Annotated in this window: 33 protein-coding genes and 2 pseudogenes; 19 read left to right on the top strand and 16 right to left on the bottom strand. The window is 63.7% G+C overall.

Annotated features, from left to right (window positions below; genetic code table 11):
* Nucleotides 1-18: 18 nt before the first annotated feature.
* Nucleotides 19-570 carry an ATP-binding protein gene (locus tag N7E70_RS07075; protein ID WP_263005920.1) on the bottom strand — a complete coding sequence of 184 codons (552 nt, stop codon included), beginning with the start codon at nt 568-570 and terminating at the stop codon, nt 19-21.
* A gap of 151 nt (nt 571-721) precedes the next feature.
* Between N7E70_RS07075 and N7E70_RS07070 the strand changes: the two genes are divergently transcribed.
* Nucleotides 722-1,918, top strand: coding sequence for a phosphoglycerate kinase (locus N7E70_RS07070; protein WP_263005919.1), 1,197 nt, complete (start codon nt 722-724; stop codon nt 1,916-1,918).
* A 371-nt stretch (nt 1,919-2,289) separates the two neighbouring features.
* Here the strand turns inward: N7E70_RS07070 and N7E70_RS07065 are convergent, their stop codons facing one another.
* On the bottom strand, nt 2,290-2,670 hold the full coding sequence (locus tag N7E70_RS07065) for a cupin domain-containing protein (RefSeq protein ID WP_263005918.1): 381 nt from the start codon (nt 2,668-2,670) through the stop codon (nt 2,290-2,292).
* Nucleotides 2,671-3,007: 337 nt separating this feature from the next.
* On the opposite strand from N7E70_RS07065, the gene N7E70_RS07060 reads away from it, so the two are divergent.
* Nucleotides 3,008-4,033: a class I fructose-bisphosphate aldolase gene (locus tag N7E70_RS07060; protein ID WP_067957164.1), complete on the top strand. Its 1,026-nt coding sequence runs from the start codon at nt 3,008-3,010 to the stop codon at nt 4,031-4,033.
* Between the two features lie 66 nt (nt 4,034-4,099).
* On the opposite strand, the gene N7E70_RS07055 is transcribed toward N7E70_RS07060, so the two are convergent.
* Both N7E70_RS07055 and N7E70_RS07050 read right to left on the bottom strand, forming a co-directional pair.
* Nucleotides 4,100-5,454, bottom strand: a protein-coding gene (locus N7E70_RS07055) for an IS3 family transposase (RefSeq protein WP_442866498.1) whose coding sequence is annotated in 2 segments (ribosomal slippage) — nt 4,100-4,975 and nt 4,978-5,454 — 1,353 coding nt in all. Because the reading frame shifts where the segments join, the coding sequence is not laid out codon by codon here.
* Between the two features lie 401 nt (nt 5,455-5,855).
* A complete protein-coding gene (locus N7E70_RS07050) occupies nt 5,856-6,275 on the bottom strand; it encodes a hypothetical protein (RefSeq protein ID WP_263005917.1) in 420 nt (139 codons plus the stop codon).
* A 184-nt stretch (nt 6,276-6,459) separates the two neighbouring features.
* Between N7E70_RS07050 and N7E70_RS07045 the strand changes: the two genes are divergently transcribed.
* Entirely contained in the window at nt 6,460-6,714 is a 255-nt protein-coding gene (locus N7E70_RS07045) for a DUF982 domain-containing protein (RefSeq protein WP_263005916.1), read from the top strand.
* A 71-nt stretch (nt 6,715-6,785) separates the two neighbouring features.
* On the opposite strand, the gene N7E70_RS07040 is transcribed toward N7E70_RS07045, so the two are convergent.
* From N7E70_RS07040 to N7E70_RS07010, 7 genes are all read right to left on the bottom strand, one after another.
* Nucleotides 6,786-6,944, bottom strand: coding sequence for a hypothetical protein (locus N7E70_RS07040; protein WP_169808313.1), 159 nt, complete (start codon nt 6,942-6,944; stop codon nt 6,786-6,788).
* A gap of 106 nt (nt 6,945-7,050) precedes the next feature.
* A complete protein-coding gene (locus N7E70_RS07035; protein WP_263005915.1) occupies nt 7,051-7,767 on the bottom strand; it encodes a type 1 glutamine amidotransferase in 717 nt (238 codons plus the stop codon).
* A gap of 88 nt (nt 7,768-7,855) precedes the next feature.
* A complete protein-coding gene (locus tag N7E70_RS07030; protein WP_263005914.1) occupies nt 7,856-8,161 on the bottom strand; it encodes a hypothetical protein in 306 nt (101 codons plus the stop codon).
* A gap of 292 nt (nt 8,162-8,453) precedes the next feature.
* A complete protein-coding gene (locus tag N7E70_RS07025) occupies nt 8,454-8,630 on the bottom strand; it encodes a hypothetical protein (protein ID WP_263005913.1) in 177 nt (58 codons plus the stop codon).
* 94 nt (nt 8,631-8,724) lie between these two features.
* Nucleotides 8,725-8,919 carry a hypothetical protein gene (locus N7E70_RS07020; RefSeq protein ID WP_154385705.1) on the bottom strand — a complete coding sequence of 65 codons (195 nt, stop codon included), beginning with the start codon at nt 8,917-8,919 and terminating at the stop codon, nt 8,725-8,727.
* Between the two features lie 113 nt (nt 8,920-9,032).
* Nucleotides 9,033-9,209, bottom strand: coding sequence for a hypothetical protein (locus tag N7E70_RS07015; protein ID WP_157097003.1), 177 nt, complete (start codon nt 9,207-9,209; stop codon nt 9,033-9,035).
* Nucleotides 9,210-9,281: 72 nt separating this feature from the next.
* On the bottom strand, nt 9,282-9,752 hold the full coding sequence (locus N7E70_RS07010; protein ID WP_182573769.1) for a hypothetical protein: 471 nt from the start codon (nt 9,750-9,752) through the stop codon (nt 9,282-9,284).
* A 338-nt stretch (nt 9,753-10,090) separates the two neighbouring features.
* Here N7E70_RS07010 and N7E70_RS07005 point away from each other — a divergent pair, with 338 nt between their 5' ends.
* Entirely contained in the window at nt 10,091-10,858 is a 768-nt protein-coding gene (locus N7E70_RS07005) for a sulfite exporter TauE/SafE family protein (RefSeq protein WP_263005912.1), read from the top strand.
* Here the strand turns inward: N7E70_RS07005 and N7E70_RS07000 are convergent.
* Nucleotides 10,855-11,010, bottom strand: a complete 156-nt coding sequence (locus N7E70_RS07000; RefSeq protein ID WP_183195089.1) for a hypothetical protein — start codon at nt 11,008-11,010, stop codon at nt 10,855-10,857. The genes N7E70_RS07005 and N7E70_RS07000 overlap by 4 nt on opposite strands.
* A 233-nt stretch (nt 11,011-11,243) precedes the next feature.
* On the opposite strand from N7E70_RS07000, the gene N7E70_RS06995 reads away from it, so the two are divergent.
* Together N7E70_RS06995 and N7E70_RS06990 are read left to right on the top strand one after the other, a co-directional pair.
* Nucleotides 11,244-13,154 carry a propionyl-CoA synthetase gene (locus N7E70_RS06995; RefSeq protein WP_263005911.1) on the top strand — a complete coding sequence of 637 codons (1,911 nt, stop codon included), beginning with the start codon at nt 11,244-11,246 and terminating at the stop codon, nt 13,152-13,154.
* Between the two features lie 245 nt (nt 13,155-13,399).
* Nucleotides 13,400-15,052: an alpha/beta hydrolase gene (locus N7E70_RS06990; protein ID WP_263005910.1), complete on the top strand. Its 1,653-nt coding sequence runs from the start codon at nt 13,400-13,402 to the stop codon at nt 15,050-15,052.
* A gap of 78 nt (nt 15,053-15,130) precedes the next feature.
* On the opposite strand, the gene ybaK is transcribed toward N7E70_RS06990, so the two are convergent.
* Nucleotides 15,131-15,604, bottom strand: a complete 474-nt coding sequence (gene ybaK / locus N7E70_RS06985; protein WP_263005909.1) for a Cys-tRNA(Pro) deacylase — start codon at nt 15,602-15,604, stop codon at nt 15,131-15,133.
* 134 nt (nt 15,605-15,738) lie between these two features.
* Between ybaK and N7E70_RS06980 the strand changes: the two genes are divergently transcribed.
* From N7E70_RS06980 to N7E70_RS06960, 5 genes are read left to right on the top strand one after another with little or no spacing between them, the layout of a single operon-like run.
* Nucleotides 15,739-16,062 (top strand): ArsR/SmtB family transcription factor, encoded by a 324-nt coding sequence (locus N7E70_RS06980; protein ID WP_263005908.1) that lies wholly within the window; start codon nt 15,739-15,741, stop codon nt 16,060-16,062.
* Nucleotides 16,059-16,469 (top strand): SRPBCC family protein, encoded by a 411-nt coding sequence (locus tag N7E70_RS06975; protein WP_263005907.1) that lies wholly within the window; start codon nt 16,059-16,061, stop codon nt 16,467-16,469. The genes N7E70_RS06980 and N7E70_RS06975 overlap by 4 nt, the downstream gene beginning before the upstream one ends.
* A 28-nt stretch (nt 16,470-16,497) precedes the next feature.
* The gene (locus N7E70_RS06970) at nt 16,498-16,722 is read left to right on the top strand and encodes a hypothetical protein (RefSeq protein WP_263005906.1); all 225 of its coding nucleotides are present in this window, start codon (nt 16,498-16,500) and stop codon (nt 16,720-16,722) included.
* Entirely contained in the window at nt 16,722-17,138 is a 417-nt protein-coding gene (locus N7E70_RS06965) for a DUF1801 domain-containing protein (protein WP_263005905.1), read from the top strand. Before N7E70_RS06970 ends, N7E70_RS06965 begins: the two co-directional genes overlap by 1 nt.
* 32 nt (nt 17,139-17,170) lie before the next feature.
* Complete coding sequence (locus N7E70_RS06960) at nt 17,171-17,620, top strand: GNAT family N-acetyltransferase (RefSeq protein WP_263005904.1); 450 nt, start codon at nt 17,171-17,173, stop codon at nt 17,618-17,620.
* A gap of 44 nt (nt 17,621-17,664) precedes the next feature.
* On the opposite strand, the gene N7E70_RS06955 is transcribed toward N7E70_RS06960, so the two are convergent.
* Entirely contained in the window at nt 17,665-18,144 is a 480-nt protein-coding gene (locus tag N7E70_RS06955) for a VOC family protein (RefSeq protein WP_263005903.1), read from the bottom strand.
* Nucleotides 18,145-18,415: 271 nt separating this feature from the next.
* Between N7E70_RS06955 and N7E70_RS06950 the strand changes: the two genes are divergently transcribed.
* Complete coding sequence (locus tag N7E70_RS06950; RefSeq protein WP_263005902.1) at nt 18,416-19,066, top strand: glutathione S-transferase family protein; 651 nt, start codon at nt 18,416-18,418, stop codon at nt 19,064-19,066.
* Nucleotides 19,067-19,094: 28 nt separating this feature from the next.
* On the opposite strand, the gene dmeF is transcribed toward N7E70_RS06950, so the two are convergent.
* Nucleotides 19,095-20,075 carry a CDF family Co(II)/Ni(II) efflux transporter DmeF gene (gene dmeF, locus N7E70_RS06945; RefSeq protein ID WP_263005901.1) on the bottom strand — a complete coding sequence of 327 codons (981 nt, stop codon included), beginning with the start codon at nt 20,073-20,075 and terminating at the stop codon, nt 19,095-19,097.
* Nucleotides 20,072-20,344 (bottom strand): metal/formaldehyde-sensitive transcriptional repressor, encoded by a 273-nt coding sequence (locus N7E70_RS06940; RefSeq protein WP_263005900.1) that lies wholly within the window; start codon nt 20,342-20,344, stop codon nt 20,072-20,074. The genes dmeF and N7E70_RS06940 overlap by 4 nt, the downstream gene beginning before the upstream one ends.
* Before the next feature lie 193 nt (nt 20,345-20,537).
* On the opposite strand from N7E70_RS06940, the gene N7E70_RS06935 reads away from it, so the two are divergent.
* The 7 genes and pseudogenes from N7E70_RS06935 to N7E70_RS06905 all read left to right on the top strand — a co-directional run bounded on the left by N7E70_RS06935 (nt 20,538) and on the right by N7E70_RS06905 (nt 26,455).
* Entirely contained in the window at nt 20,538-21,323 is a 786-nt protein-coding gene (locus tag N7E70_RS06935) for an SDR family NAD(P)-dependent oxidoreductase (RefSeq protein WP_263005899.1), read from the top strand.
* Between the two features lie 95 nt (nt 21,324-21,418).
* On the top strand, nt 21,419-21,592 hold the full coding sequence (locus tag N7E70_RS06930; protein WP_263005898.1) for a hypothetical protein: 174 nt from the start codon (nt 21,419-21,421) through the stop codon (nt 21,590-21,592).
* Nucleotides 21,593-21,621: 29 nt separating this feature from the next.
* Nucleotides 21,622-22,220: pseudogene (locus tag N7E70_RS06925) on the top strand (DJ-1/PfpI family protein).
* Between the two features lie 196 nt (nt 22,221-22,416).
* Nucleotides 22,417-23,133, top strand: coding sequence for a helix-turn-helix transcriptional regulator (locus N7E70_RS06920; protein WP_067957091.1), 717 nt, complete (start codon nt 22,417-22,419; stop codon nt 23,131-23,133).
* A gap of 91 nt (nt 23,134-23,224) precedes the next feature.
* Nucleotides 23,225-24,580 (top strand): annotated as a pseudogene (locus N7E70_RS06915) (IS3 family transposase).
* 120 nt (nt 24,581-24,700) lie between these two features.
* Nucleotides 24,701-25,135, top strand: a complete 435-nt coding sequence (locus N7E70_RS06910) for a GFA family protein (protein WP_263005897.1) — start codon at nt 24,701-24,703, stop codon at nt 25,133-25,135.
* A 120-nt stretch (nt 25,136-25,255) separates the two neighbouring features.
* Nucleotides 25,256-26,455 (top strand): serine hydrolase domain-containing protein, encoded by a 1,200-nt coding sequence (locus N7E70_RS06905; RefSeq protein ID WP_263005896.1) that lies wholly within the window; start codon nt 25,256-25,258, stop codon nt 26,453-26,455.
* Nucleotides 26,456-26,608: the final 153 nt, after the last annotated feature.

The raw sequence follows: 26,608 nt of genomic DNA, 5'->3' as shown, positions 1-26,608 counted from the left end.
CGGCAAGCAGCGCCGTCTTCACCCGGCCACAATCTCCGCAAGCCGCGCCAGCCGCTCCGCCCGCGTGCCCCGCAGTTCGAGGATTTTGGGGCGCCCTTCGAGAAGCCCGAGCTTGTCGTCGCAGATGATTGCCTTCAGCCGCGTATCCAGCTTGCTGCGCAGCCGTGGAAGCTCGATCGTCACGTCGATCTCGGCCGGCCGCGACAGCGGCAGGAAGACGACGAGGCCGAGCGACGCGAGTGCCTTTTCGATCCTGCCGAGCAGCTTGCCGCTCGGCACCCACTCGAAGCCCTCCTGGACTGCGACCACTTCCAGATAGGCGACGAAATCGAGCGGGCAGCGGTCGTAGACGATGTCGGGCGAAGCAACTGACGCCAGGATCATCGCGCAGCTCTGCTCCAGCTGCTCATCGAGATCAGCCGATGTGGCACCGTCGGCGAATGGCGTGCCATGCTGCGCCAGCGCCCAATAGGGCTCCTGCTCGTGCTCATAGGCTGGATGTGCGGCGACAAAGTCGTCGATGAGGGTCGTCTTGCCGCTGCCGTGCGTGCCGGTGACCGCGATGCGCATGTTTCCCCTCGTTTCTCCGGCGATAGCCGCTCACGACCGCACCAGGAAGGGCCGTGAGCATCAAAATTTCACCCACTCCGCCGCGCAAACCTTGCATCCGCGCCCGCGATTTGTATGGTCCGCGCAATCTCTCCATAGGAAAGGGAACCTTATGGCCGCCTTCAAGACTCTCGACACCATCGGCAACGTCAGCGGCAAGCGGGTTCTCGTCCGCGTCGACCTCAACGTGCCGGTCGCCGACGGCAAGGTGACGGATGCCACTCGCATCGAGCGTGTCGCACCCACCATCACCGAGCTTGCCGGCAAGGGTGCCAAGGTCATCCTGCTCGCCCATTTCGGCCGCCCGAAGGACGGCCCCGATCCGGCCCTGTCGCTGGCGCCCATCGCGACCGCCACATCGCAGGTCATCGGGCGCCCGGTCGGCTTTGCCGCCGACTGCATCGGCAAACAGGCCGCCGCCGCCGTCGGCGCCATGAAGGACGGCGACATCCTGCTTCTCGAAAACACCCGTTTCTACAAGGCCGAGGAAAAGAACGACCCTGTTTTCGTCGAGCAGCTCGCCGCCAATGGCGACATCTTCGTCAACGACGCCTTCTCTGCCGCCCACCGCGCGCATGCCTCGACCGAAGGCCTCGCCCACAAGCTGCCCGCTTTTGCCGGCCGCACCATGCAGGCTGAGCTCGAGGCACTGGAAAAAGGCCTCGGCAACCCGGTCAAGCCGGTCGTCGCCATCGTCGGCGGCGCCAAGGTCTCGACCAAGATCGACCTCTTGATGAACCTGGTTAAGAAAGTCGACGCACTCGTCATCGGCGGCGGCATGGCCAATACCTTCCTCGCCGCGCGCGGCACCGATGTCGGCAAGTCGCTGTGCGAGCATGACCTCGCCCCTACCGCCAAGCAGATCATGATCGAGGCTGCCCAGTCCGGCTGCGCAATCATCCTGCCGTCGGACGGCGTCATCGCCCGCGAGTTCAAGGCGGGTGCCGCCAACGAGGTCGTCGCCATCGAGGCAGTGCCTGCCGATGCCATGATCCTCGACGTCGGTCCCAAGACCGTCGCTTCAGTCAACGACTGGATCGACCGCGCCTCGACGCTGGTCTGGAACGGCCCGCTCGGCGCCTTCGAGATCGAGCCTTTCGACAAGGCGACTGTCTCCGCCGCCCAGCACGCGGCCGCCCGCACCAAGGCCGGCAAGCTGGTCTCCGTCGCCGGTGGCGGCGACACGGTGGCAGCGCTCAACCATGCCGGCGTGGCCGACGATTTCACCTATGTCTCCACCGCCGGCGGCGCCTTCCTCGAATGGATGGAAGGCAAGGAACTGCCCGGCGTCGAAGTGCTCAAGGCCTGACGTGCAGCAGTCTGTCTCCCTCGCGATCGCGAGGGAGAACCCTTTTCATGCGACGCCAGCTTAGTCGGCGCCAGGCGCCCCTCTCCGCCTCGCTGCGCTCGGCACCTTTCCCCAAAGGGGCGAGGAAGCCGGTCCTGAACCGGCAGCTCCCTGGCATTCTCGGTGGAAGTATCCGCGGTTCGGTTGACACACCAGCGGCCAGGCTGAGCTACCCGCAAGCTCAGCTAAGACGCGGATTGGGCGCGAGGCTTCTCCAGCTTGGGTTCCTCGCCCCTCTGGGGAGAGGTGGCTCGCCCGCAGGGCGAGACGGAGAGGGGTCCACACCGTCTGCGCCCGTCCCGTCTAGCTTCCCAGCCCAAGCCTGAACCCACCTATGCCGGCTTGGCATACTGCTCGGCGCTCATCACCTCGATGCAGGTGAAACGTTCGTTGCCTTCGACCCAGGCGTCGTGCCCAGGCGGAATGGTGTAGGAGGTGCCCTTGGTCAGCGTCTTCTGCGTCCCGTCATTCAGCCTCACCGTCAGCGTGCCCGAAACGACATAGCCGACATGCGAGACCTGGCAGCTGTCGGTCTTCACCACCGGCTTCACGCATTCCGACCAGCGCCAGCCCGGCTCCATATTGAGCCGGCCGAGGGTGAAGCCTGTCAGCCGCACCACTTCGACACGGGTTTTGTCCGGCGAGCGGATCTCGTCCGGCTCATTGTGGGACTTGAACTCGAATCTCGAGACATTCATTGCGCCATCAGCCATGGCAGCCTCCCATCATCGTCATGCGCACAGGCGCATGCGGCAAGCTAATATTTTAGCATCCACTGATATAATAGATAGACAGACGCCGGCACGGTCGGCCGAGATGACCCGAACACGTATGGTCAGACCGAGTCGAATTGACCGGTTCCGATACCTCGCACCCTGTACCTTTTGCTATTCGTCTAGTCATAAGTTCAAATCTGTAACAACCGGTCGTAAATCTTGCCCGCGAGCTAAAACGATTGAAATAATTTCAATCGGTTATAGGCTTGTTGCCGGCATTCCGTTCAGGAAAACCATCTGCTATGCGCGCCGCATCTGACCAGGAGGTAATTGTATGAGCGAACGTCTCGAAGACATCGCCGTCGCCATGGTGGCGAACGGCAAGGGCATTCTGGCTGCGGACGAAAGCTCCGGCACCATCAAGAAGCGTTTCGACGTCATCGGCGTCGAGTCGACGGCCGACAGCCGCCGCGACTATCGCGAGATGATGTTCCGCACCAAGGAGGCGATGACCAAGTACATCTCCGGCGTCATCCTCTACGACGAGACAATTCGCCAGTCCGCCGCCGACGGCACGCCGCTGGTCGATCTCATCAAGGCATCGGGCGCCATTCCCGGGATCAAGGTCGACGCCGGCGCCAAGGCCATCGTCAATTTCCCCGGCGACACCATCACCGAAGGCCTCGACGGCCTGCGTGAGCGCATGGCCGAGTACTACAAGCTCGGTGCCCGCTTCGCCAAATGGCGCGCCGTAATCGACATCGACACCGGCAAGAACGTGCCGTCGGCCTACTCGCTCTCGGCCAACACCCAGGCACTCGCCCGCTACGCTGCACTCTGCCAGGAAGCCGGGATCGTGCCGATCGTCGAGCCGGAAGTGCTGATGGACGGCGCACATGACATCGACACTTGCTACGACGTCACCAAGGCAACGCTGGTCAAGCTTTATGACGAGCTCTACGCCGCCCGCGTCGTGCTCGAAGGCACGATCCTGAAGCCAAACATGGTCATCTCCGGCAAGAAGGCCGCCAGGCAGGCCAGCGCCGAGGAAATCGCAGAAAAGACCATCAAGCTGTTCCGCGAGACGGTTCCGGCGGCAGTCCCCGGCATCGCCTTCCTCTCGGGCGGCCAGTCCGACGAGGAGGCTACCGCCAACCTCAACGCCATCAACGCCATCGGCCCGCACCCGTGGAAGCTGACCTTCTCCTACGGCCGCGCGCTGCAGGCAGCGCCGCAGAAGGCATGGTCGGGCAAGGCCGAAAACCTCGCCGCCGGCCAGGCAGCCTTCACCCACCGCGCCCACATGAACCACCTGGCCGCCCTCGGCCAGTGGAAGTCCGCGCTGGAAAAGGCCGCGTAAGCCAGGCCATCAGGCAGAAATGCGAAAGCCCCGGCGGTTTGAACTGACCCCGTAAAGTTGGACGGTTCATTGAGCTGGTAGATTTAAGGGCTGGGTCCTGTATTGCACAGGGGCCAGCCCTTTCAGTTTCAGTTTGATGCGGCGGTGGTTGTAATAGTCGATGTAGCGCTCGATGGCCTTATCGAGGCTTTGGACAGTTTCGAACCTTTCCGGGTGGAAGAGCCCGGACTTGAGCGTGGCGAAGAAGCTCTCCATCGGTGCGTTGTCGAGGCAATTGCCTTTGCGTGACATGCTTTGTGCAAGGCCTCTGGTTTCCAGCCTGCGCTGGAATGCCGACATCTGGTACTGCCATCCCTGATCGGAATGCAGGGTCGGCCGTTCGTCCTCATTGAGCCGGGCGAAGGCTTTTGTCAGCATATTGTCCACCAGTTTGAAGCGCGAGCGGCGCGCCGTCTCGAAGGCGACGATCTCGCCATTGTAGAGGTCCATGATGGGAGACAGGTAGAGCTTGTCGCCGGCCACGCTGAACTCCGTCACGTCGGTCACCCATTTGCAGTTGGCGCGGTCGGCGCTGAACTTGCGCTGCAACAGATCGGGAGCGGTCCGCCCAACCTCGCCCCTGTAGGAACGATATTTCTTCGGCCTGACCAGTGACTTCAAACCCATCCCGGCCATCAGGCTCTGGACGGTCTTGTGGTTGACGCCTTGACCCGACTGGCGCAGTTGCGCAGTCACCCGGCGATAGCCGTAGCGGCCCTTGTGGCTGTCGAAGATGGCCTTGATCGCCTCCTTCAGCGCCACATGGCGGTCCGGGCGCGAGGCTGCCTTTTGCCTGTAATAGAACGTGCTGCGCGGCAGCTTCGCCAGATCGAGCAGGCCCTCAAGCGGATGCAACGGCCTTAACGCCTGGACGGCTTGTGCTTTTTGGGCGCGTGTCCCTGCGTTAAGGCCTCCAGTTTTTTTAGGTAGGCGTTCTCCATCCGCAGTTGCTTCAGCTCGGCCAGCAGTTCTTCCCGGCTTTTGGCTTCGTCACTGGGTGCAACAGGCACTGCGGGGGCCGGCGGCTTCGACATGGGGCGTCCTCCGGGACGTGGGCCGAGTGCCTCTATCCCACCCGCATGATAGCGCTTCTCCCAGCCCGCCAGGCAACTGGCATTGCGGATATTGAACAACGCCGCCGTCTGGCGATACGACAGACCTTCTCGCCACATCCGCTCGAGCACTGACAGCTTGAACGTCGCGTCGTAATGATCGTATTTGCCCGACAGTCCCGCCCAGCCATGCGCCTGGTAAAAAGCCACCCACTTGCGGACAGTCGCCGCGTCAACTCCACGCTTCGACGCCGCACTCGCGTAGCTTTCATCCCCGCACAAATAGCTATCGACAACCGAGCGCTTGAAACGCGCACTGTGTTTGGACATGCAAAACCCCCGAAGGTTGTGTCCAACTTTCGGGGGTCAGTTCACGATCCGGGGCCTTTTTGTTTATGCCGGCAAGAATGCGCCGCGAACGTCAATGTCGCACAATTGCAGGCGCCTCCTTGATCGCCTGGATTTTCTCCATGCCCGGAGACCCCAAATTCACGGCCCAAGCTTTTTTATCATGTTTGTTGTTGGCGCTTGCGTCTGGATGGTTGGAACATTGTTCGGAGCGGTCGGTTGGTTTCTTGGAGCAGGCATCGGTCTGGCGGCATTTTATGCCGTCACAATTGCTGACCAAGAGGACCGCCGCCGCGACAAGGGAAACCGTGCTGCTGGCGCGCTGTCCTCAAACCAGCAGGCGCCACCGAAACAGTAGCTCGGGCACCCCCCACCAGCTCCCATCAATCCTGATACGTATACGACGCGCACATATCCGCGCTGCTTTCCGGCGGTTCGTCGCCGGTGAACACAGCAACGTTCGTCAGGCCCTCGCCGCCGGACCAACTCGCCAGGTAAGTCACGTCGCCGGCGCCGCACAGCCTGTTGCCGTTTTCCAGCTCGGGATCCGAGGGGTCCTCGACGCTGTAGACCGAGGCGTTCACCCGTTCGCCGTCGACAGTAAAATGGTCGCCCAGCAAGGCGGCGAACTTCAGCGATCGGCCATTGGCGAAGGTGATGGAGAAATCGTCCATCGAGATGTCGCCGGTGATGCTCTCTGCGGTGGTGCTGAAGGCCCGGTAGCGGTCGCCTTCGGCCGATGCCGGCGCGGCACTGGCAATCAACAGGCCCAGAACAGCAGGCAGTATCCGTTTGCTTGTCATTGTTCCCCCACGTCCGGCACGATGCATGCCGAGCCCGCCTCCTCTCTCATGCCAGCTCCAGCCTCACAAGTGCCAGTCTGTTCTCAACCAAATGTGGAGGCGCTGCGCCGCATGCTGGCCACGCTTCAACCACCAGGCGTTATGCGGCTCGCTTCCCCCAGCACTTTCGCGTATGAGAGCGACCATGGAAAACATCAGGTTCGAAACGCCCGTCACCGTAAAGGGCGACCCCGCCGGTACGCCCCTGCTGCTTCGCAGCGCCAACGAAGCCTCAGCCTTCCTGCTCAACAGCTGGTCTGGCAAGAAAAGCCCGAAGCATCGGGCCGCCCTTCAGGCATGCTCCGACGCTATTTCGGGCGAAAAGCCGGCCATGGCGGCGCGGCGGGCTTTTGTCGCCGCGGCGCGCGAAGCCAGCATCTTTATCAACGACAAGGACTGACCGGCGCACCGGCCAAGGCCGGATACGCAGGTTCGTGTTTCACATGCGCCCGGTCGGGCGCATTAAGCACCTTACTCTTCAGTTTCGCTTTCGGGCTCCGACTGGAGCTCCGAGCCGGCCTTGCCGCGCAGCCGGGCTTCGGCCTTGGCGGCCAACTTGTCGGCCTTCTTCGCTGCCTTGGCGCGGTCGCGGTCGCGACGGTCCTGATTGTAGTTCGTTGGCCTGGGCATGTTCTGTCCTCTTTTTCTGGTTCATGCCTGCCTAGGGCGATACGCCAGCGAATACAACCGGCCATGTCGGTTTGTGGCCGACAAGAGGGCCGGAATCGGCTGTATCTCAGCCGCCGATGGCGGCGAAGAAATTGTCGTTGATGCGGCTCGCCGTCTTGCGGAATACCGGCAGGTGCGGCGCAACCGTCTGCGCCAGGCGTGCAGCTTCCTCGGCCCCCAGCGCCTGCTCCAGGCTCGCGGTATGTTCCGGGATTTCCGACCAGTCGCCGACGGTGCGGTCGGTGATTTCCATGTGATACTGGAAGCCGTAGGCCCTTTCGCCGACACGCAGCGCCTGGATCGGACAGGCAAGGTTGGCGGCGAGACATTCGCCACCCTCCGGCAACACAGACACCTCCGCGCCATGCCATTGCAGCGTCTCGATGTCAGGGCCGATGCCCGCAAACAGTCGGTCGGTGCGACCGGCTTGCGTCAGCTCGACGGTTGCCAGCCCAACCTCCGGCGCCTTCATCAGCCCGACCTTGCCGCCTAGCGCGTCAGCCAGAAGCTGGTGACCGAGGCAAATGCCGAGATAGGGCCGCTTGAGCTCGCGCACCCAGCGCCGGATCGCTGCCTTCTCCGGCTTCAGCCACGGATGCGCCTCCTCCTGCCAGACGTCCATCGGTCCGCCCATGACGGCCAGCATGTCGAAGTTTTCGAGGTCGGGAATCCCCTCGCCCTCATCCAGCTCCACGACATGCTCGCTATGTCCAGCCTCGCGCCAGAACGCGGCGAAGATGCCGCTATGCTCGACCCTGAGATGCTGGAAAACAAGGATCTTCATTCTGCCCCCGCGGCTGCCTCACGCCGCGCCATCTGAAAACCGAAGCAGCGCGGCATGTGGCACGACGGCAAAAGGGTTGAGGCAGAGCTCACCTTTGGTCGTTATAGGCCTCCTTCATCTGGCCAACCATGCGGGCCAGCGCCGAAAACGACGGCATATCCGTTTCCGGCTGGCACTGGTTGGCCAGTTGCAGCAGGCGGATCGGAAAATTGACGGCGTCGCGATTTGCCGGCGACAACTCTCCGGAGCGCTCTGCCGCTGTCTCGCCGGCTTCGGCCTTGCGTAGCGCGATGTCGATCTCCTCGCTGGAAACCACGCCCTTGCGAACCAGCACGTTGTTGATCGTGGCGATGGCCATCAGCAGGCCCTCGAGCTGCAGGTTAGCGACGTTCACGTGGCTCACTCCTCTCCTGACCCGGTGGGCGGCTTTGATTTCGGCGGGTTCCGGCCGTCCGAGACCTTCTCCGACGCCTCAACGACCCGTTCCGTGTTGCCATATTCGTCCGCTGGCTTCCTGTTCCTCGCTGCGTGCCGAGAAACCGCGCCACCAGGATCGGATCGGGGCCAAACCCGCGGCGCGCGTGCACCCGTTTCGCGGCCATTCTGGTTTCCGAACGTGATTGGCCGCCCTCTCCATCGTTCCAGGGATGCCCTGATCAGGGAGCCTGCGGCGTCGTAGCGATAGTTCATCGCTCGCGCTCGGAAATCTGCTCGTGGATCGCCTGGAAACAGGTATCAAGATCGCTATGCAGGCGCTCGCTGACGCCCCCGGTGGCCGCCTCGTCGGGCAAGGCGTCGCCAACTCCCTCGGCGGGCTGGCCGTACCAGGTCGCGGCCAGAAGATTCTGCAAAAGCTCGTACATCGCAGGTTCCTTCGTCTCGTCATGAGACAACCCCTGATGCGGCAGAGCGTTCCATCAACGGCGTTCAAAACGCCATGATGGCCGAGGCGGAGGGTTATTCTTCCTCGTCATATCCGAGCAGGGTCAGCAGCTGATCGACGATCAGTTCGGCCATCGTGCGGTTGATCGCAAGCTCGACGGCGCCGTCATCGGTCTCGAGGTTGAGCAGCGCCAGCAGCGGCTCTTCGTTCACCACCATCGTGTCGACGGCCAACACCCGGTTCGGAGCCGTGTTCGTCAATCTCGCCATAACCCATCATTCCATCAAGCCTGGAGCGCAGCAACGCAGATCTTGCCAACGTCAACACACTGCCATGGCCTTCGCCAGCGAGGCGACGCCGGCATTGGCGGCAAAGACCGTGATTACTTTTCCTGGACCGAAATGCCGGTTTCGTCGATGCGCAACTCGACACCCTTGGGCTTGGTCTCTTGGCGATAGACATAGATGCCGAGCGCGATGACGGCAGCCGCGAGTACGCCGATGATGAGATAGAGATTGTTCTGCTTCATCAGCCACAGGTAGCTGCCGGCAGCCGGCAAGTCCAGCAGCTCGCGCCCGATTGCCGATGGTACGGCAGGTCACGCGTCAGGCCGGATCGGGCTGCTCCCCGATCAGTCGGACCTGACGATGCCGTTGCCCATGGTGATCGGCGAACGATCGGGCCAGAACCAGATGAAGGCGCCGACGACGGTCGCGACCAGTTGCGCCAGCACCACGGCGCTTTCGGCCAGCGATCCCGAGTACCAGCACTTGGCAAGGCCGGCCGCGGCGAGCACGGCCATGGCGTAAAACACCGCGCGCGGCACATAGGCGGCGAAGGCGAAATCGCAGACCGCCCGCGCCACCCAGACACCGGAAAACCCGCCCGCGGCAGCGCCAATCATCGCGGCAAAAATCCTGATGTAGCGCGCCTGCTGGAACGTGCCCGCCATCAGATCATCGAGCATCGGCAACCACCCGACAGCAATCGTCAAAGCAGCCATCACGAAATAGGCGACAAGCGTGCAGATCATCAGCGAAAGAACGATCGCCGCAGCGGTCGTCGGCCCGAACGGCACCTTGGCAACACCTTGGGAATTCATCCCCCGCTCCAACGCTGGACGTATCAAGATACCACAAAACGCGGCTGCTGCGTCTTACATCGCCATCGGTCATTGTCATCCCCTCGCCCTTCATGACGGACCATCAGCCGATCGCCAGGATCTTACGTCGTCAACTTGTAGGGCGACAGCCCGGCGCCTCGTCCCAATCCGGCACAGAAACAGCTGGCACGCATCCTGCTTGATATGAGCTGCCGGCGATGGCCGGAGCCTGACCCTTGCGGTCAGGTAAGGTTCGCCGGGGTTGGGATGGGGTTTTGCCCCGGCGAACCCCCCATAACTGTGGGGGGGGCACTTGCCTGCATGTCAGGCACCATTGCATGGTCACGACCATGCCTGAGCCCTACCTGCTCATCATCGTCGTCGGCGCCGTCTTCGTCCTTGCCGGGCTGGTCAAGGGCGTGGTTGGGCTTGGCCTGCCGACAGTCGCCATGGGGCTGCTCGGCCTCGTCATGCTGCCGGCGGAAGCCGCCGCCATCCTGCTCTTGCCCTCCTTCGTCACCAACATCTGGCAGTTGCTCGCCGGCCCCGACGTCGCAGCACTCGTGCGGCGCCTGTGGCCGATGATGACAGCCGTGTCCGCGGCAACGCTCGCCTTCACCGGGCTGATCACCAGCGGCTACACATCAATCGTCACCGCGGGCCTCGGGCTTGTGCTGCTCGCCTATGCAGCGCTCGGCCTGCTCAAGCTGAACATGTCGGTGCCGCCGGTCGCCGAACCTTGGGCCGGCCCTGTTGTCGGTGCGCTCACCGGCATCATGACCGGCGCCACCGGCGTCTTCGTCATCCCGGCCGTGCCCTATCTCGGCGGGATCGGCCTTGGCCGCGACGATCTGGTGCAGGCGCTGGGGCTGTCCTTCACCGTCTCGACCGTCGCGCTCGGTATCGGCCTGTGGGCCAACGATGCGGTTCCGCTCCATCAGGTCGGCATGTCGGCCTTCGCGATCCTGCCGGCGCTTGCCGGCATGTGGCTCGGCGGCTGGCTGCGCGGTCGCATCGCGGCTGAAACCTTCAGGCGCTGGTTCTTTGCCGGCCTGGCCCTGCTCGGCGCGCATATTTCGTGGCAGGGCCTGGCGCCGGCTTTCTAGTGCCCCAGCAGCGCGGTCGCAGAAATCGCCGCCAGCGCCAGCACCGCGAGCTTCCAGAAATCGCGGCGCCGCCTCAGGCCGGGCAGGCCGAGCGGCTTGACCAGCTGGATCGCCATGATGGCGAGGATGAGGAGCGACAGCGCCTTGGACATGCCGTCTTTGATCAACTTCGCGCGTGCCTGTCAAAGGCGATGAGCCGATCTGCTACAGTGCGGCAGCAAGCACTACGATTTGAGAACAGCGGCAGTGCACCAAAACGCGTCGAAAACGGCATTTGCGGACAGCCTCTTAAACCAAGGTCAAATGGACGCCCGGTCGAGCCGGCGGGTACAAACTAAGCCAACAATGACGGCCTCGAGGGCCACTGTCCTGGGAAGGAAACGCCATGCCATCTCGCTATCACGAGGTCTATGACGGTTGGGCCCACGATCCCGAGGGGTTCTGGGCCGAGGCTGCGCGGGCGATCGACTGGTTCAAGCCCTGGGACAAGGTCTTCGACGCCGAGGGCGGCGTTTATGGCCAGTGGTTCGCAGGGGCCGAATGCAACACCTGCTACAACGCGCTCGACCGCCATGTGCAGGACGGCCGCGCCGAACAGGTGGCCCTCATCCACGACAGCCCGATCACCGGCACGCAGCAGAAATTCACCTATGCCGGGCTACTCGCCGAAGTGAATGCGCTCGCCAGCGTGCTGCAGGACCAGGGCGTGCAAAAAGGCGACCGCGTCATCATCTACATGCCGATGGTCGCAGAAGCTGCTTTTGCCATGCTCGCCTGCGCCCGGCTCGGCGCCATACATTCGGTGGTGTTCGGCGGCTTTGCCGCCAAGGAGCTCGCCACCCGCATCGATGACGCCACGCCGAGGCTGATCATCTCGGCCTCTTGCGGCATCGAACCTGGCCGCGTCATCGCCTACAAACCGTTGCTCGACGGTGCCATCGAGCTCGCCAGCCACAAGCCGGAACACTGCCTCATCCTGCAGCGGCCGCAGCTGGCCTGCGATCTCGTCGCCGGCCGCGACTTCGATTATGCCGCAACGGTCGGTGCCGCCAAGGCTGCCGGCCGCACGGTCGAATGTGTCCCCGTTGCCGCCACCGATCCGCTCTATGTGCTCTACACCTCGGGCACGACAGGCCAGCCCAAGGGCGTGGTGCGCGACAATGGCGGCCACATGGTCGCGCTCAAATGGTCGATGGAAAACGAGTTCGGCGTCAGGCCGGGCGAAGTCTTCTGGGCAGCCTCCGATGTCGGCTGGGTCGTCGGCCACTCCTACATCGTCTATGGCCCGCTGCTACACGGCGCCACCACCATCCTGTTCGAGGGCAAGCCGGTCGGCACGCCCGATGCTGGCACATTCTGGCGTGTCATTTCGGAACACGGGGTCGTTGCCCTGTTCACCGCTCCCACTGCCTTCCGCGCCATCAAGAAGGAAGACCCGCAAGGCCTCTTCGTGCCGCAATACGACCTTACGAAATTCCGCACCCTGTTCCTCGCCGGCGAGCGCGCCGACCCAGAAACCATCAAATGGGCGGAGAACAAGCTGAAGGTCCCGGTCATCGATCATTGGTGGCAGACCGAGACCGGCCACCCGATCAGCCAGAACCCGGTCGGGCTCGGTCTGCTGCCGGTCAAATACGGCTCGCCCTGCGTGCCGATGCCTGGCTACGACGTGCGCGTACTCGATGATGCCGGCCATGAGGTCGGGCGCGGCACGCTCGGCAATGTCGTGGTCAAGCTGCCTTTGCCGCCCGGCTGCCTGCCGACGCTGTGGCATGCCGACGAGCGCTTCTTCAACGCCTACCTCGCCGAGTTCCCCGGCTACTACAAGACATCAGACGCCGGCTACATCGACGACGAGGGTTATCTGTTCATCATGGCCCGCACCGACGACATCATCAACGTCGCCGGCCACCGCCTGTCGACCGGCGGCATGGAGGAGGTCGTGGCCGAACACCCAGATGTCGCCGAATGCGCCGTCATCGGCATCGCCGACGCCATGAAGGGTCAGATCCCTTGCGGCTTCATCGTGCTCAACTCGGGCGTTTCCCGCGACACGGCAGCGATCGAGAAGGAGGTCGTTGGCCTCGTCCGCGACCGCATCGGTCCCGTCGCCGCCTTCAAGATGGTGGTCACCATCAAGCGGCTGCCCAAGACGCGCTCCGGCAAGATCCTGCGCGGCACGATGCAGAAGATTGCCGACCGCGAGGACTGGAAGATGCCCGCCACCATCGACGACCCCGTCATCCTCGACGAGATCACGGAGGCGCTGAAGGCGCGCGGCATCGGCGTGGCCTGACGGCCCTCACGGCACCAAATCCTCATGGTTCGACAGGCTCACCATGAGGATTTGAGTGGGCGACGCCAAGATCCCGAAAGGCTGCAGTTTCAACTGCGCCCGAAACGTGAAGATGCCAGCGGACCGCAATATGGATGCGCTCGCTCCCAGCTAAGGCTTTGCCTTTCCCTCAGATTTGGACGCTGTGCCATTGCCTGAGCACAAGGCACGCGGCAAGTTGGCCTGATAGGATTGGGGGCATAGGCATGCTGCGCAACTGGGCCGTCCGCTACTGGTTTTCGTTCTCGACCACCGGCCTGCTGCTCGGCACGCTGTTTTTCGCAGCGTCACTGACGCCCACGCTGATCCCGCGCAACTACCTGACCCAAGGTGTGCTGTCGGGCCTTTCCGCTGCCGTCGGTTATGGCTGCGGCTTATTCCTGCGCTGGCTCTGGCGTTATCTCGAGCTGCCCGAACTCCGCGCCCGCATCCTGATCGCCGGCAAGCTGATCGCCGCCATCGCCTGCGGCATCGTCGGTCTCGCTTTCCTGTGGCAGGCGTCGGAATGGCAGAACTCGATCCGCCGGCTGATGCAGCTTGCCCCGGTCGACACCGCCCATCCGCTTGAGGTTGGCGCCATCGCGCTGGTCACCTTCGTCGTGCTCGTGGCGTTCGGCCGTCTGTTCAAGCGGACCCTTGTCTTCGTCTCGGAAAAGCTGCGCCGCTTCGTGCCGACGCGCGTCTCCTACGTCATCGGCACCACGATTGCGGTGTTCCTGTTCTGGTCGGCCGCCGACGGCATCATCTTCCGCTATGGCCTGCGCGTGATGGACAGCTCGTTCCAGCGCCTCGACGAATTGATGCCGGCCGAAACCCGGCAGCCCTCCGAGCCTGCCAGGACCGGCAGCGCTGCATCTTTGGTGGGCTGGCAGGATCTCGGCCGCATGGGCCGCTCCTACATCGCCACCGGCCCGACTGCCGCCGACATCGCCAAGCTCACCGGCAAACCGGCCAAGGAGCCGATCCGCGTCTATGTCGGCCTCCAGTCCGGCGACACGCCACAGCAGCGCGCCAAGCTGGCTCTGGAGGAGCTGAAACGCGCCGGCGGCTTCGAACGCTCGACGCTGGTCATCGTCACGCCCACCGGCACCGGCTGGGTCGACGAGCAGGCGATCGACCCGATCGAGTTCCTGCACAATGGCGACGTCGCCAGCGTCTCCGCCCAATACTCCTATCTCGCCAGCTGGCTGTCGCTCCTGGTCGAGCCCGGCTACGGTGCCGAGCAGTCGCGCGCTCTGTTCAGCGAAATCTATGGCTACTGGCACACCTTGCCCAGGGATACGCGCCCGAAACTCTATCTCTTCGGCCTCAGCCTCGGCGCGCTCAGCACCGAACTGTCCAACGAGCTGTTCGAGGTCCTCGGAGATCCCTATCAAGGCGCGCTGCTCAGCGGCCCGCCCTTCGCCAGCCGGATCTGGCACTCGATCACCGACGACCGTAATCCCGGCTCGCCGGAGTGGCTGCCCGAATTCCGTGACGGCTCCTATGTCCGCTTCACCGCGCAGAAGAACGCGCTCGACATTCCGGGCGCTCAATGGGGTCCACTGCGCCTGGTCTACCTGCAATACGCCTCCGACCCGATCACCTTCTATGAAACCCGCGCGCTCTACAGCGAGCCGGACTGGATGAAGACGCCACGCGGCCCCGACGTCTCGCCCGAGTTGCGCTGGTACCCCGTCGTCACCTTCCTGCAGCTGACGCTCGACCTCGCCATGGCGACCACCGCGCCGATGGGCTATGGCCACGTCTACGCCGCCGAGCACTATATCGACGCCTGGATGCAGGTCGCCGACATCAAGGACGTGTCGCCTAGCGAGATCGCCAGGCTGAAGCAGCATTTTGCCGACAAGCGGAAGTAGCGATTGACCCGCGCCCAAAGACAACGGCGCTGAGAACTTGCATCGAATTGGAACAACGAAGCTTGCCTGTCCGAAACTTCAGCGGATCAGGTCGGCCGCCCTGGCACCCAGCGCGGCGATCAGGTCGTCGGGCCGCATGCGGATCTGCAGACCCCTCTGCCCGCCGTTGAGAAAGATCTCGTCCTCGAGCGTCGCCAGTTCCTCGACAACAGTCGGCACCTGCTTGCGCTGGCCGAACGGACTGATTCCACCGACCTTGTAACCGGTCAGCCGCTCGGCAGTGTCGGGTTTCATCATCTGCGCAGCCTTGCCACCGAAGGCCGCCGCCACCTTCTTCATGTTGACCTCCTGGTCGGAGGGCACCACCACGCAGGCCGGCTTGCCGTCGACTTCGACCATCAGCGTCTTGAGCACGATGCCGGGCGAAACCCCCATCGCCTCCGCCGCCTGCAGCCCGACACGGTCGGCCCCGGCGTCATAGTCATAAGTCGCGAGCGCAAACGGAATGCTCGACTTGGTCAGAGCGAGGGTGGCGGGAGTGGTCTTCGACATGCCCTGTTGTGCAACAGGGTCCCGCCTGCGCGCAAGGTTGGGGAGCAGCGTAGGCCACAGAGGTTTCCATTCCCCATTGACAATCCCATACCCAAATGGCTATGGATTAATTCATAGCCATTTGGGTATGGGACATGACCGAACCCCAGGACGCGATCTTTCGCGCGCTTTCCGATCCGACCCGCCGCGGCCTGTTCGAGCGCCTTTGCCGCAATGGCGACACCACAGTCGTCGGTCTGCTTGACAAGGCCGGCGTGTCGCAACCCGTGGTCTCAAAACACCTGAAGATCCTGAAGACGGCAGGCCTTGTGCGCGACCGGCAGCAGGGCCGCTACACCTATTACAGCGCCGACCGCGAAGCGCTGCGGACGCTGATCGACTGGACGACCCAAATGTCCGGTTTCTGGAACGACCGCTTCGACGATCTCGACAATTTACTCAAGAGGATGGACCAATGACCGAAACGATGGAAACCACGCGCTCGGTCGTGGTCGAACGCGATTTCCCCTGTCCGCCGGAAAAGCTCTGGCGCGCGCTGACCCAGCCGCATCTCATCGCCGAGTGGCTGATGAACAACGACTTCATCCCGGTCGCCGGCCGCCGCTTCACGCTCTCCGCCGATTGGGGCCAGGTCGATTGCGAGGTCGAGACGGTCGAGGAGCACCGCGCTTTGTCCTATCGCTGGGATACCAAAGACCTCAAGAGCATCGTCACCTGGACGCTCGCGCCGACTGCGGCGGGCACCAGCCTGCGCATGGAGCAGCGCGGCTTCACCACGGCCCAGAAGGCCTACTACCAGGGTGCATCAGTCGGCTGGCCGCGCTTCTTCGACCAGTTGGGCAACGTCGTCTCGAAGCTCGACTGAACAACATCGATTTCAGGGAGTACTGCAAATGAACTCGGTGATCCGCATCATCCATCGCTGGACCTCGCTGCTCTTCAGCCTGATCGTCGCTTCGATCTTCATCGGCATGGCCATCACCACCTTGCCTGATTGGTACTATTATCTGCCGCTGCCGCCGCTCTTCGTGCTGATCCCGACCGGCATCTACATGTTCTTCGCGCCCTACTTCGGCGGCCGTCAGGACACGCTGCCGGCGGCAAAAGGCCATGCCTGATGGCCAAGGACGCGGCACCCAAGCTTTTGTCCGGCGGCAATCCGCAGATCGCCAAGGGTTATGGCGACGCCGTCCTCCAGTCCTACATCGACGCCATGCCCGGCTGGAAACGGGACGTCGGCCGCCACATCGACGCCCTGGTTACCGCGGTGGTGCCCGGCGTGGTCAAGGCAGTGAAGTGGAACTCGCCCTTCTACGGCATGGAGAAGGACATCTGGTTCCTCGGCTTCCACTGCATGACCAAATACGTCAAGGTCGCCTTCTTCAAGGGCGCGCAGCTTGTGCCGCTGCCGCCGGGCGCCTCCAAGCAGGCTGACGTGCGTTATCTCGAAATCTACGAAAACAAGCCCTTCGACGAGGCGCAGTTCTCCGACTGGGTCAGGCAGGCCAGCGCCTTGCCTGGCGAGAAGATGTGAGGCCGCAGCTGAAGGAGCGCGCAGAAACGGCGATGTCCGTCAGCATCCGCCCCGCTCGCGCCGAGGATCGCGACGTCCTTGGCGCGCTCAAGCTGCGGTCTTCGCTCGCCTGGGGAGACCATGTCGAGGAGCTTCTGGCGATGCCCGAGGCAAGGGAGGTTCCGGCCGCGCACCTGCCGAATATCGCGGTTGCAGAACTGGCCGGCGAGATCGTCGGCTTCGTGACTGTGCTTGCGGGCGACGATGCCACCCGGGCCGAGTTGGAGGACCTCTTCGTCGCGCCGGAAGCATGGCGCAAGGGCATAGGCAGCCTGCTCGTCGCCGAAGCCGAACGCCACGCCAGAACGCTCGGTGCGCAAACCATCGAGGTCGTGGCCGGCGAGCGGGCACGCCCGTTCTACCAGGCGTCAGGCTTCCGCTTTGCCGCAGCCGTGCAGACGGAACTGGCACCAGCCGTCCGGCTGGAAAAAGACCTAAGCTAACCTGCCTTGCGGGTCAGAAAAGCTGCCGCCTAACGGCGTCAGCCTCATCCCCGCCGTGCGGCCTCGATCGCGGCAACGTCGATCTTCTTCATGTCCATCATCGCCGCGAAGGCGCGCTTGGCTTCCGCGCCGCCGGCAGCCATGGCATCGGTCAGCACACGTGGCGTGATCTGCCAGTTGAGACCCCATTTGTCCTTGCACCAGCCGCAGGCGCTTTCCTTGCCGCCATTGCCGACGATGGCGTTCCAGTAGCGGTCGGTCTCTTCCTGGTCGTCGGTAGCAATCTGGAACGAGAACGCCTCGTCATGGGTGAAGACAGGCCCGCCATTGAGGCCGATGCAGGGAATGCCGGCGACGGTGAATTCGACCGTCAGCACATCACCTTCCTTGCCCGACGGATAGTCGCCCGGCGCGCGATGGACGGCCGTGACCTTGCTGTCGGGAAAGACCGTGGCATAAAATCGGGCGGCAGCCTCCGCATCCTTGTCGTACCACAGGCAGATCGTGTTCTTGGCAACAGGCATTGTGCGCTCCTCTCGCATGTGGCCAGTTCGGCGTGAACCCTCCCGCCCTTCCGACATAGGGGCGCGGCTGCCATTGTCTACCCCGACCGCCGGTGATGGAAGGCCACGGCGGTTGTCTGCTGACAAAAGCACCACGGCCATGCGCTATTGGAGCTCGCGGGCGCGAAATGCCCAGGACTCAAGAAATTGCGACGAAACTGTCGGGAACGCTGCCCGCCTTTCGTCCTTTGAAGGCACCATGCACGGACAAGCAATCGACCGGAGCCAGCCGATGACGCCCACCATCACCGCATTCGAAGCCTCGCCCGACCAGGGCCAGGGCCTGGCGCGCGACATGCGCGTACGCTGGGCACTCGAGGAAGTGGGCCAGCCCTACGACGTCCGTCTCGTCTCGTTCAAGGCGATGAAGCAGCCGGCGCATCTGGCGCGTCATCCCTTCGGGCAGATCCCGACCTATGAGGAAGGCGACCTCGTGCTGTTCGAGTCAGGCGCCATCATCTTTCACATTGCCGAGCGTCATGCCGGGCTGCTGCCGAGGGAAGCCAACGCCCGGGCGCGCGCCATCACCTGGATGTTCGCCGCGCTGAACACTGTCGAGCCGCCGATCGTCGAGCTCGAGCAGGCGCCTTTCGTGGAAGGCGACAAGCCCTGGCTCGCCGAACGCATACCGATGCTCAAGGATCGCATCCGCGTCCGGATGAACCAGCTTTCGGACAGGCTTGGCGATGCCGAGTGGCTCGACGGCGCCTTCAGCGCCGGCGACCTGATGATGGTGATGGTGTTGCGCCGGCTGGAGGGGGACGGCATCGTCGAGGATTATCCAAACCTCACCGCCTATGTCGCCCGCGGCCAGGCCCGCCCCGCCTACAGGCGCGCCTTCGACGCCCAGATGGCGGTTTTCAAGGCAGCCTCGGGCGGCTGATCAAGGCGCACCAAGCCCTGGCTCTCCCTTACGCCGGCTGCACTTCGATGGTCACATGCGACAGGTTGTGGATGTGGGCGAGCTTCGACTTGTAGGCCTCGGGCGTCGCCGGCGCGCTCGACTTCAGCGAAACGATCGCCGCGTGGTGGCCTGGGCCGACTTGCCAGACATGCAGGTCGGTGATCACGTCGCGGTCCGCCTCCACCGCTTCGCGGATTTCATCGGGCAAATCGTCGCCAGACGGCACATAGTCGACCAGCACGCGGCCGGCATCGCGGATCAACGTCCACGACCAGCGCGCGATGACCACGGCGCCGACGATGCCCATGGCCGGATCGATCCATCGCAGCCCATAGATCGCGCCCATCACCAGGGCGAAGATGGCCAGCACCGAGGTCAGCGCGTCGGCCAGCACATGGACATAGGCGGCGCGCAGATTGTTGTCGTGGCCATGAGCGTGCTGGTGGTCGTGCCCGTGATGGCCGCCGTCACGCAGCAGCCAGGCGCTGGCGAGGTTCACCACGAGCCCGATAACGGCGATGATGGCCGCCTCGCGAAAATTGAACGCCACCGGGTTCATCAGCCGGGCAACACTCTCCCAGCCGATATAGAGCGCCACGATTGCCAGGATCACCGCACTGGCAAAAGCCGCGAGGTCGCCGACCTTGCCCGTGCCGAAGGTGAAGCGCGGATTGTGCGCCTGCCGGCGCGCGAAGACATACGCAAGCGCTGCGATCAGCATCGCCGCCGCATGGGTCGACATGTGCCAGCCATCGGCCACCAGCGCCATCGAGCCATAGATCGTGCCGGCGACGATCTCCACCACCATCATGGCCGCCGTCAGCGCAATGACGAACATCGTCCGCCGCGCATTGCGGTCATGGCGTTCGCCGAGAAAGACATGGCTGTGCGCTGCCTCGAACGCGTGGCGATGGCCATGCCCATGATGATCGTGATGAGCATGCTCGTGCCGGCCATGCGAATGGCCATGCGGATGGTCGTGGGTCATTTCAAGTAAGTCCTGATGACGTCGATCAGCTCGTTGCCGCCGCGCTGGCGCTCGGCCGCGTCGGCGGGCGCCAATACATGGTCGCGGATGTGGTCTTCCATCAGCTCGGCGGTCAGTCCGCCGACCGCGCCGCGCACCGAGGCGACCAGCTGCAAAACATCGGCGCAGCCGACCTCGGCCTCCAGTGCGCGCTCCACCGCCTCGACCTGACCCTTGATGCGCCTGACACGCGCCAGCAGCTTGGATTTTTCACGAACCACGTGGGACATAGCCACCTCGCATAATATAGGGGGGTATCCTATATTCCCCGAAGTCCTTTGCAATGGCGCAGCGCCGCAGTCCTCCCCCTTATGGGGACGGACCGAGGGTGGAGGTAGGCGCCTCCCCGTTGACCGCGCCCCGCCTTCCCGCCACTGTCCGCCGCAGGATTCGCCCGCGCGGCGACAAGGGCAGGAGCGGACAATGAAGCTCGACGGCAAGACGGCGATCATCACCGGCGGCGCCAGGGGCATCGGCTATGCCATCGCCGAGCGTTTCCTGCGCGAGGGCGCGCGGGTCGTCATCGCCGACATAGACCACGAAGAGGGCAATGCCGCCGAGCGCGATCTGGAAAAGCTCGGCGAGGCGAGGTTCGTTCGCGCCGATGTCGGCAAGCGCCTCGACGTCCACAATCTCGTCGCATCGACCATCGACGCCTTCGGCGACGTCGACGTTCTGGTCAACAATGCTGGCATCGACCACCAGGCCAGTTTCCTCGACCTTGCCGAAGACGATTTCGACCGCGTGCTGAGGGTCAACCTCAAGGGCGCCTTCCTGGCCGGCCAGGCCGTCGCCCGCATGATGGCCGACAGGGTCAAGGCAGGTGGACCCGCTGGCACGATCATCAACATGTCGTCGATCAATTCGGTCGTCGCCCATGCCGACCAGGTGCCTTATGCCGTGTCCAAGGGCGGCGTCGGCCAGCTGACGACTGTCATGGCGCTCGGTCTCGCGCCCTATGGCATCCGCGTCAACGCCATCGGCCCCGGCTCGATTTCGACCGACATGCTGGCCCGTGCCAAGGCCGATCCGGCGGCTAAGGCCCGCATTCTGTCGCGCACCCCGCTCGGCCGCATCGGCGAGCCTGAGGAGATCGCAGCTATCGCCGCTTTCCTCGCGTCCGACGATGCTTCCTATATCACCGGCCAGACGATTTTCGCCGATGGCGGGCGTCTCGCGCTCAACGGCACGGTTCCTGCCAAAGCCTGACGGAAACATTGGCGAAGACGGCCGCGAGCTCCTGACAGACTGCTGTCAGGAGGGGTGTGCGATACTCCTCCCAGTCAAGATAAGGAGGACCCGCCATGAACACGTTTACGCCTGTCATCTTTCGCACCATCAGGCATTATGCCGGCAAGGTCAGGACCATGCACAATGAGATCCGCACCGAGCGGCTCATGAATTCTCTGCCGACGAGCATCCGCAAGGATATCGGCTGGCCCGACCGTTTCGACGCCCGCCGCAGCGACCGCAACTGACCTTATCGCCTGACAGAGGGGACACGCCCATGACCGCACCAAAGACAATCGGCGTCCTTTCATCGAAGGTTATGCCGACTGGGAGTATGGCCTTCTGGCCGCTTCGGCGGCTGAGTGGTTCGGTGCGCGTGCGATCGCGATTTCGCCGCACCAGGCCCCGCTGACCTCGATCGCCGGCTTCAACCTGTCGCCGACACGCGGCGCCAACCCCGCGGAAAACATGGATCTCGACGCTGTCGCCGTCATCGGCTCGGACGGCTGGGCGGGCAAGGACGCGCCTGATGTCTCGCCACTGCTCAAGGCTGTCACCGCACGCGGCGGCGTCATCGGCGGCATCTGCGCCGGCACCCTTGCGCTCGCCCGTGCCGGCCTGTTCGACGGTGTCTCCCACACCAGCAACGGCCGCGACTGGATCCTCGGGCATGAGCCTGCCTACGCCGGCGCTCAGGGCTACCAGGACGTGCCGCACGCCGTCGCCGACAGCAACATCGTCTCCGCCCCTGGTTCGGCGCCCGGCACCTTCGCCGCCGCCTTCCTCGAGACGCTCTACCCCGAACTCGTCGACCAGATCGGCGAGATGCGTGCCATGTTTGCCCGCGAGCATGCCGGCGGCAATGCACGGACATGATGACGCCTCCTGACAATACGCTGTCAGGAGGCCTGTGCGATGATAGTATGAACGGTTCGCATCTTGCGGGCTTCCGGCGTCGCCCTGCGTCAGGCGCTTGGCGACGTTCCGGACTGAGATTTTGACGACGCGCATTGTCATCGACGCCAGGCGCCCCCACTTGGCCAAGAACAGCGCGAGACTTGAGGGGTAATCGATGAGACGCGCCGACAGGCTGTTCCAGATTGTACAGCATCTCCGTGGTGGCCGCCTGGTGACCGCGCATAAGCTGGGCGCGTGGCTCGAGGTTTCAGAGCGCACGATCTATCGCGACATCGCCGACCTGCAATCGACGGGTGTGCCGATCGATGGCGAGGCCGGGGTGGGCTATATGATGAGGGAGGGTTTCGACCTTCCGCCGCTGATGTTCACACGGGACGAAATCGTCGCATTGGTTGCCGGCGCCCGCATGGTCCGCGCCTTTGGCGGCGCCGCCATGGCGCGTGCCGCCGACGAAGCGCTGGTCAAGATCGGCGCGGTCCTGCCCGACTCGGAAAAGGACCGCATCGCCCGCACCGAGATCCACACGCCGATGTGGGTGGTGTCAGACGCCGACCGCGAGGCGATCGACCTGATCGAGCGCGCCGTCGAAAAGCGCCAGGTGCTCAAGCTCGACTACAACGACGAGGCCGGCCGCGGCTCTGCCCGCGAGGTCCGCCCGCTCGGCCTGTGGTTCTGGGGCAAGGTCTGGACGCTGATCGCCTGGTGCGAGATGCGCAACGACTTCCGCGCCTTCCGCATCGACCGCATCTCGGCGGTCACTTCTGCCGGCCGCGGCTTCAAGCCCGAGCGCGGCAAGCTGCTTGTCGACTACTACCGCAGCGTCGAACGCAGCGAATCCTATGGCACACACGACCGCAGCTCCGGCGGCTGACAACCGCAGTTTCCCTCCCCGCCCCTCCCAAACTGTCCCGGCAACGTGAACTGCCCCCCGTAAAGTTGGACACAACCTTCGGGGGTTTTGCATGTCCAAACACAGTGCGCGTTTCAAGCGCTCGGTTGTCGATAGCTATTTGTGCGGGGATGAAAGCTACGCGAGTGCGGCGTCGAAGCGTGGAGTTGACGCGGCGACTGTCCGCAAGTGGGTGGCTTTGTACCAGGCGCATGGCCGGGCGGGACTGTCGGGCAAATACGATCATTACGACGCGACGTTCAAGCTGTCAGTGCTCGAGCGGATGTGGCGAGAAGGTCTGTCGTATCGCCAGACGGCGGCGTTGTTCAATATCCGCAATGCCAGTTGCCTGGCGGGCTGGGAGAAGCGCTATCATGCGGGTGGGATAGAGGCACTCGGCCCACGTCCCGGAGGACGCCCCATGTCGAAGCCGCCGGCCCCCGCAGTGCCTGTTGCACCCAGTGACGAAGCCAAAAGCCGGGAAGAACTGCTGGCCGAACTGAAGCAACTGCGGATGGAGAACGCCTACCTAAAAAAACTGGAGGCCTTAACGCAGGGACACGCGCCCAAAAAGCACAAGCCGTCCAGGCGTTAAGGCCGTTGCATCCGCTTGAGGGCCTGCTCGATCTGGCGAAGCTGCCGCGCAGCACGTTCTATTACAGGCAAAAGGCAGCCTCGCGCCCGGACCGCCATGTGGCGCTGAAGGAGGCGATCAAGGCCATCTTCGACAGCCACAAGGGCCGCTACGGCTATCGCCGGGTGACTGCGCAACTGCGCCAGTCGGGTCAGCGCGTCAATCACAAGACCGTCCAGAGCCTGATGGCCGGGATGGGTTTGAAGTCGCTGGTCAGGCCGAAGAAATATCGTTCCTACAGGGGCGAGGTTGGGCGGACCGCTCCCGATCTGTTGCAGCGCAAGTTCAGCGCCGACCGCGCCAACTGCAAATGGGTGACCGACGTGACGGAGTTCAGCGTGGCCGGCGACAAGCTCTACCTGTCTCCCATCATGGACCTCTACAATGGCGAGATCGTCGCCTTCGAGACGGCGCGCCGCTCGCGCTTCAAACTGGTGGACAATATGCTGACAAAAGCCTTCGCCCGGCTCAATGAGGACGAACGGCCGACCCTGCATTCCCGATCAGGGATGGCAGTACCAGATGTCGGCATTCCAGCGCAGGCTGGAAACCAGAGGCCTTGCACAAAGCATGTCACGCAAAGGCAATTGCCTCGACAACGCACCGATGGAGAGCTTCTTCGCCACGCTCAAGTCCGGGCTCTTCCACCCGGAAAGGTTCGAAACTGTCCAAAGCCTCGATAAGGCCATCGAGCGCTACATCGACTATTACAACCACCGCCGCATCAAACTGAAACTGAAAGGGCTGGCCCCTGTGCAATACAGGACCCAGCCCTTAAATCTACCAGCTCAATGAACCGTCCAACTTTACGGGGTCAGTTCACGCTCCGGGACTTTTCTTTTGTGCCCCGCAGCCATACCCAACCATCCTGCATGCCGCTAGGTTCGGGATACGAGGCGGAAGAGGTGACTGCACATGGACATGGATATCCGAGAAATCGACGGCGCATGCCATTGCGGCGCGGTCCGCCTGCGCGTCAGGCTGTCGGACGGTCTGCGCAGCGCCCGGCGCTGCAGCTGCTCCTATTGCCGGATGCGAGGCGCGGTAGCACTTTCGGCCGATCTCGGCGGCGTCGATGTCCTGGCCGGCCATGAGGCCCTTACCACCTACGAATTCAACACCCGGGCAGCGAAACACTACTTCTGCTCGAAATGCGGCATCTACACCCATCACCAGCGCCGTTCGAACCCCAACCAGTTTGGCGTCAATGCCGCTATCCTCCAAGGCATCAGCCCGTTCGACTTCACCGAGGTGCCGGTCATGGACGGTATCAACCATCCGTCCGACCGCAAGGACGGCACCACGGGCTCGGGCATTGCCGGCATCCTGAAATTCATCGCCAGCACGTAAGCCGGCTCGATTTTCGGCGCGTTCCAGACCTACTCTGCGAGACGGTCCGCCACACGCAATGCTCTCGCAACCCGGACCAGCCACCAAGCTGTCCCGGATGATTTACGAGACATGTGTGACATGACTGGCCCAGCCAAGAAGAAGACGGCACTCCAGGGCGTGCTGACTGCCACCGCCGCGATCCTGACGATAGCCGCCTTTTCGAGCGGCCTGCTCTATCTCGACCGCCTGATCGAGCGCCCCTTGGTCACCTCGACGGCGAATGCTGCCGGCAGCATCCCTGCAGACACCAAGGTCCGCGCGCTGCTTGCCGAGCGTATCGACGAGCACAAACAGGGCGTCGGCATCGTCGTCGGCATCGTCAGCCCCAAGGGCCGCAGCGTGGTGTCGCATGGCAAGTTCGGCATCGCCGATCCACGTCCCGTCGATGGCGACACGCTGTTCGAGATCGGCTCCATCACCAAGGTGTTCACCGCCATGCTGCTTGCCGACATGGCCGAGCGCGGCGAAGTCGCCCTGAAAGACCCCGTCGCCAAATATCTGCCCGACGGCGTCACGGTTCCCCAGCGCGACGGCAAGACGATCTCGCTCACCGACCTTGCCACCCACATGTCGGGGCTGCCGCGGCTGCCCGACAATCTGGCGCCGGCCGATGACGCCAATCCTTATGCCGACTACACCACCGAACAACTCCACGCCTTCCTGTCGGGTTACACTCTGCCGCGCAGGATCGGCGCCGAATACGAATACTCCAATCTCGGCTTCGGCCTGCTTGGTCATGCGCTCGCCCGCCGCGCCGGCGTCGACTACGCCACGCTTGTGAGGCAGCGGATCACCGACCCGCTGGGCATGTCCAGCACGGCGATCACACTCCCCCCCGACCTCGCCAAACGCATGGCGCGCGGACATGACAGCGCGCTAACAGGCGTCCCCAACTGGGACCTGCCCACGCTCGCCGGCGCGGGCGCGCTGCGCTCGTCGGTCCACGACCTGCTGGTCTTCCTCGAAATGACACTGGGCCAGCGCCAGACGCCACGGGCCGTGCGGCTGTCGAAGACGCTTGCCAAAACACTCGCGACACGCAGACAGATCACCGACGGCGGGGCCACCGCCCTTGGCTGGGTCGTGACCACGAACGCCACCGGCGAGGTCATCTGGCACAATGGCGGCACCGGCGGCTTCAGCTCGTTCATCGCTTTCCACCCCAGAGCGAAGGTCGGCGTCGTCATCCTGTCCAATACCGATGTCGGCATCGAGGACATCGGCGTGCAGGTGCTCAGGTCGCTCGTCCTGCCTGCCAATGGCCCCATTCCCGGTTGACCAGCCTCTGACCTCCAGCATTGGCGTCAACGAAAAAGGCTCCGCTCCCCCCGGCGGGGTCTTTTTTGCTGTCAGCGCTGGCCACCCCCTGCAATGCTCTTGCAATCTCGGGCTGTCAGAAGGGCGCCAGCTCCCAAGCGACAACGCCAGTTT

It is taken from the genome of Aminobacter sp. NyZ550 (assembly GCF_025628925.2).
GTDB lineage: Bacteria > Pseudomonadota > Alphaproteobacteria > Rhizobiales > Rhizobiaceae > Aminobacter > Aminobacter ciceronei.
The sequence above is the reverse complement of the archived record's forward strand: the minus strand, read 5'-3'. Positions and strand labels throughout refer to the sequence as shown.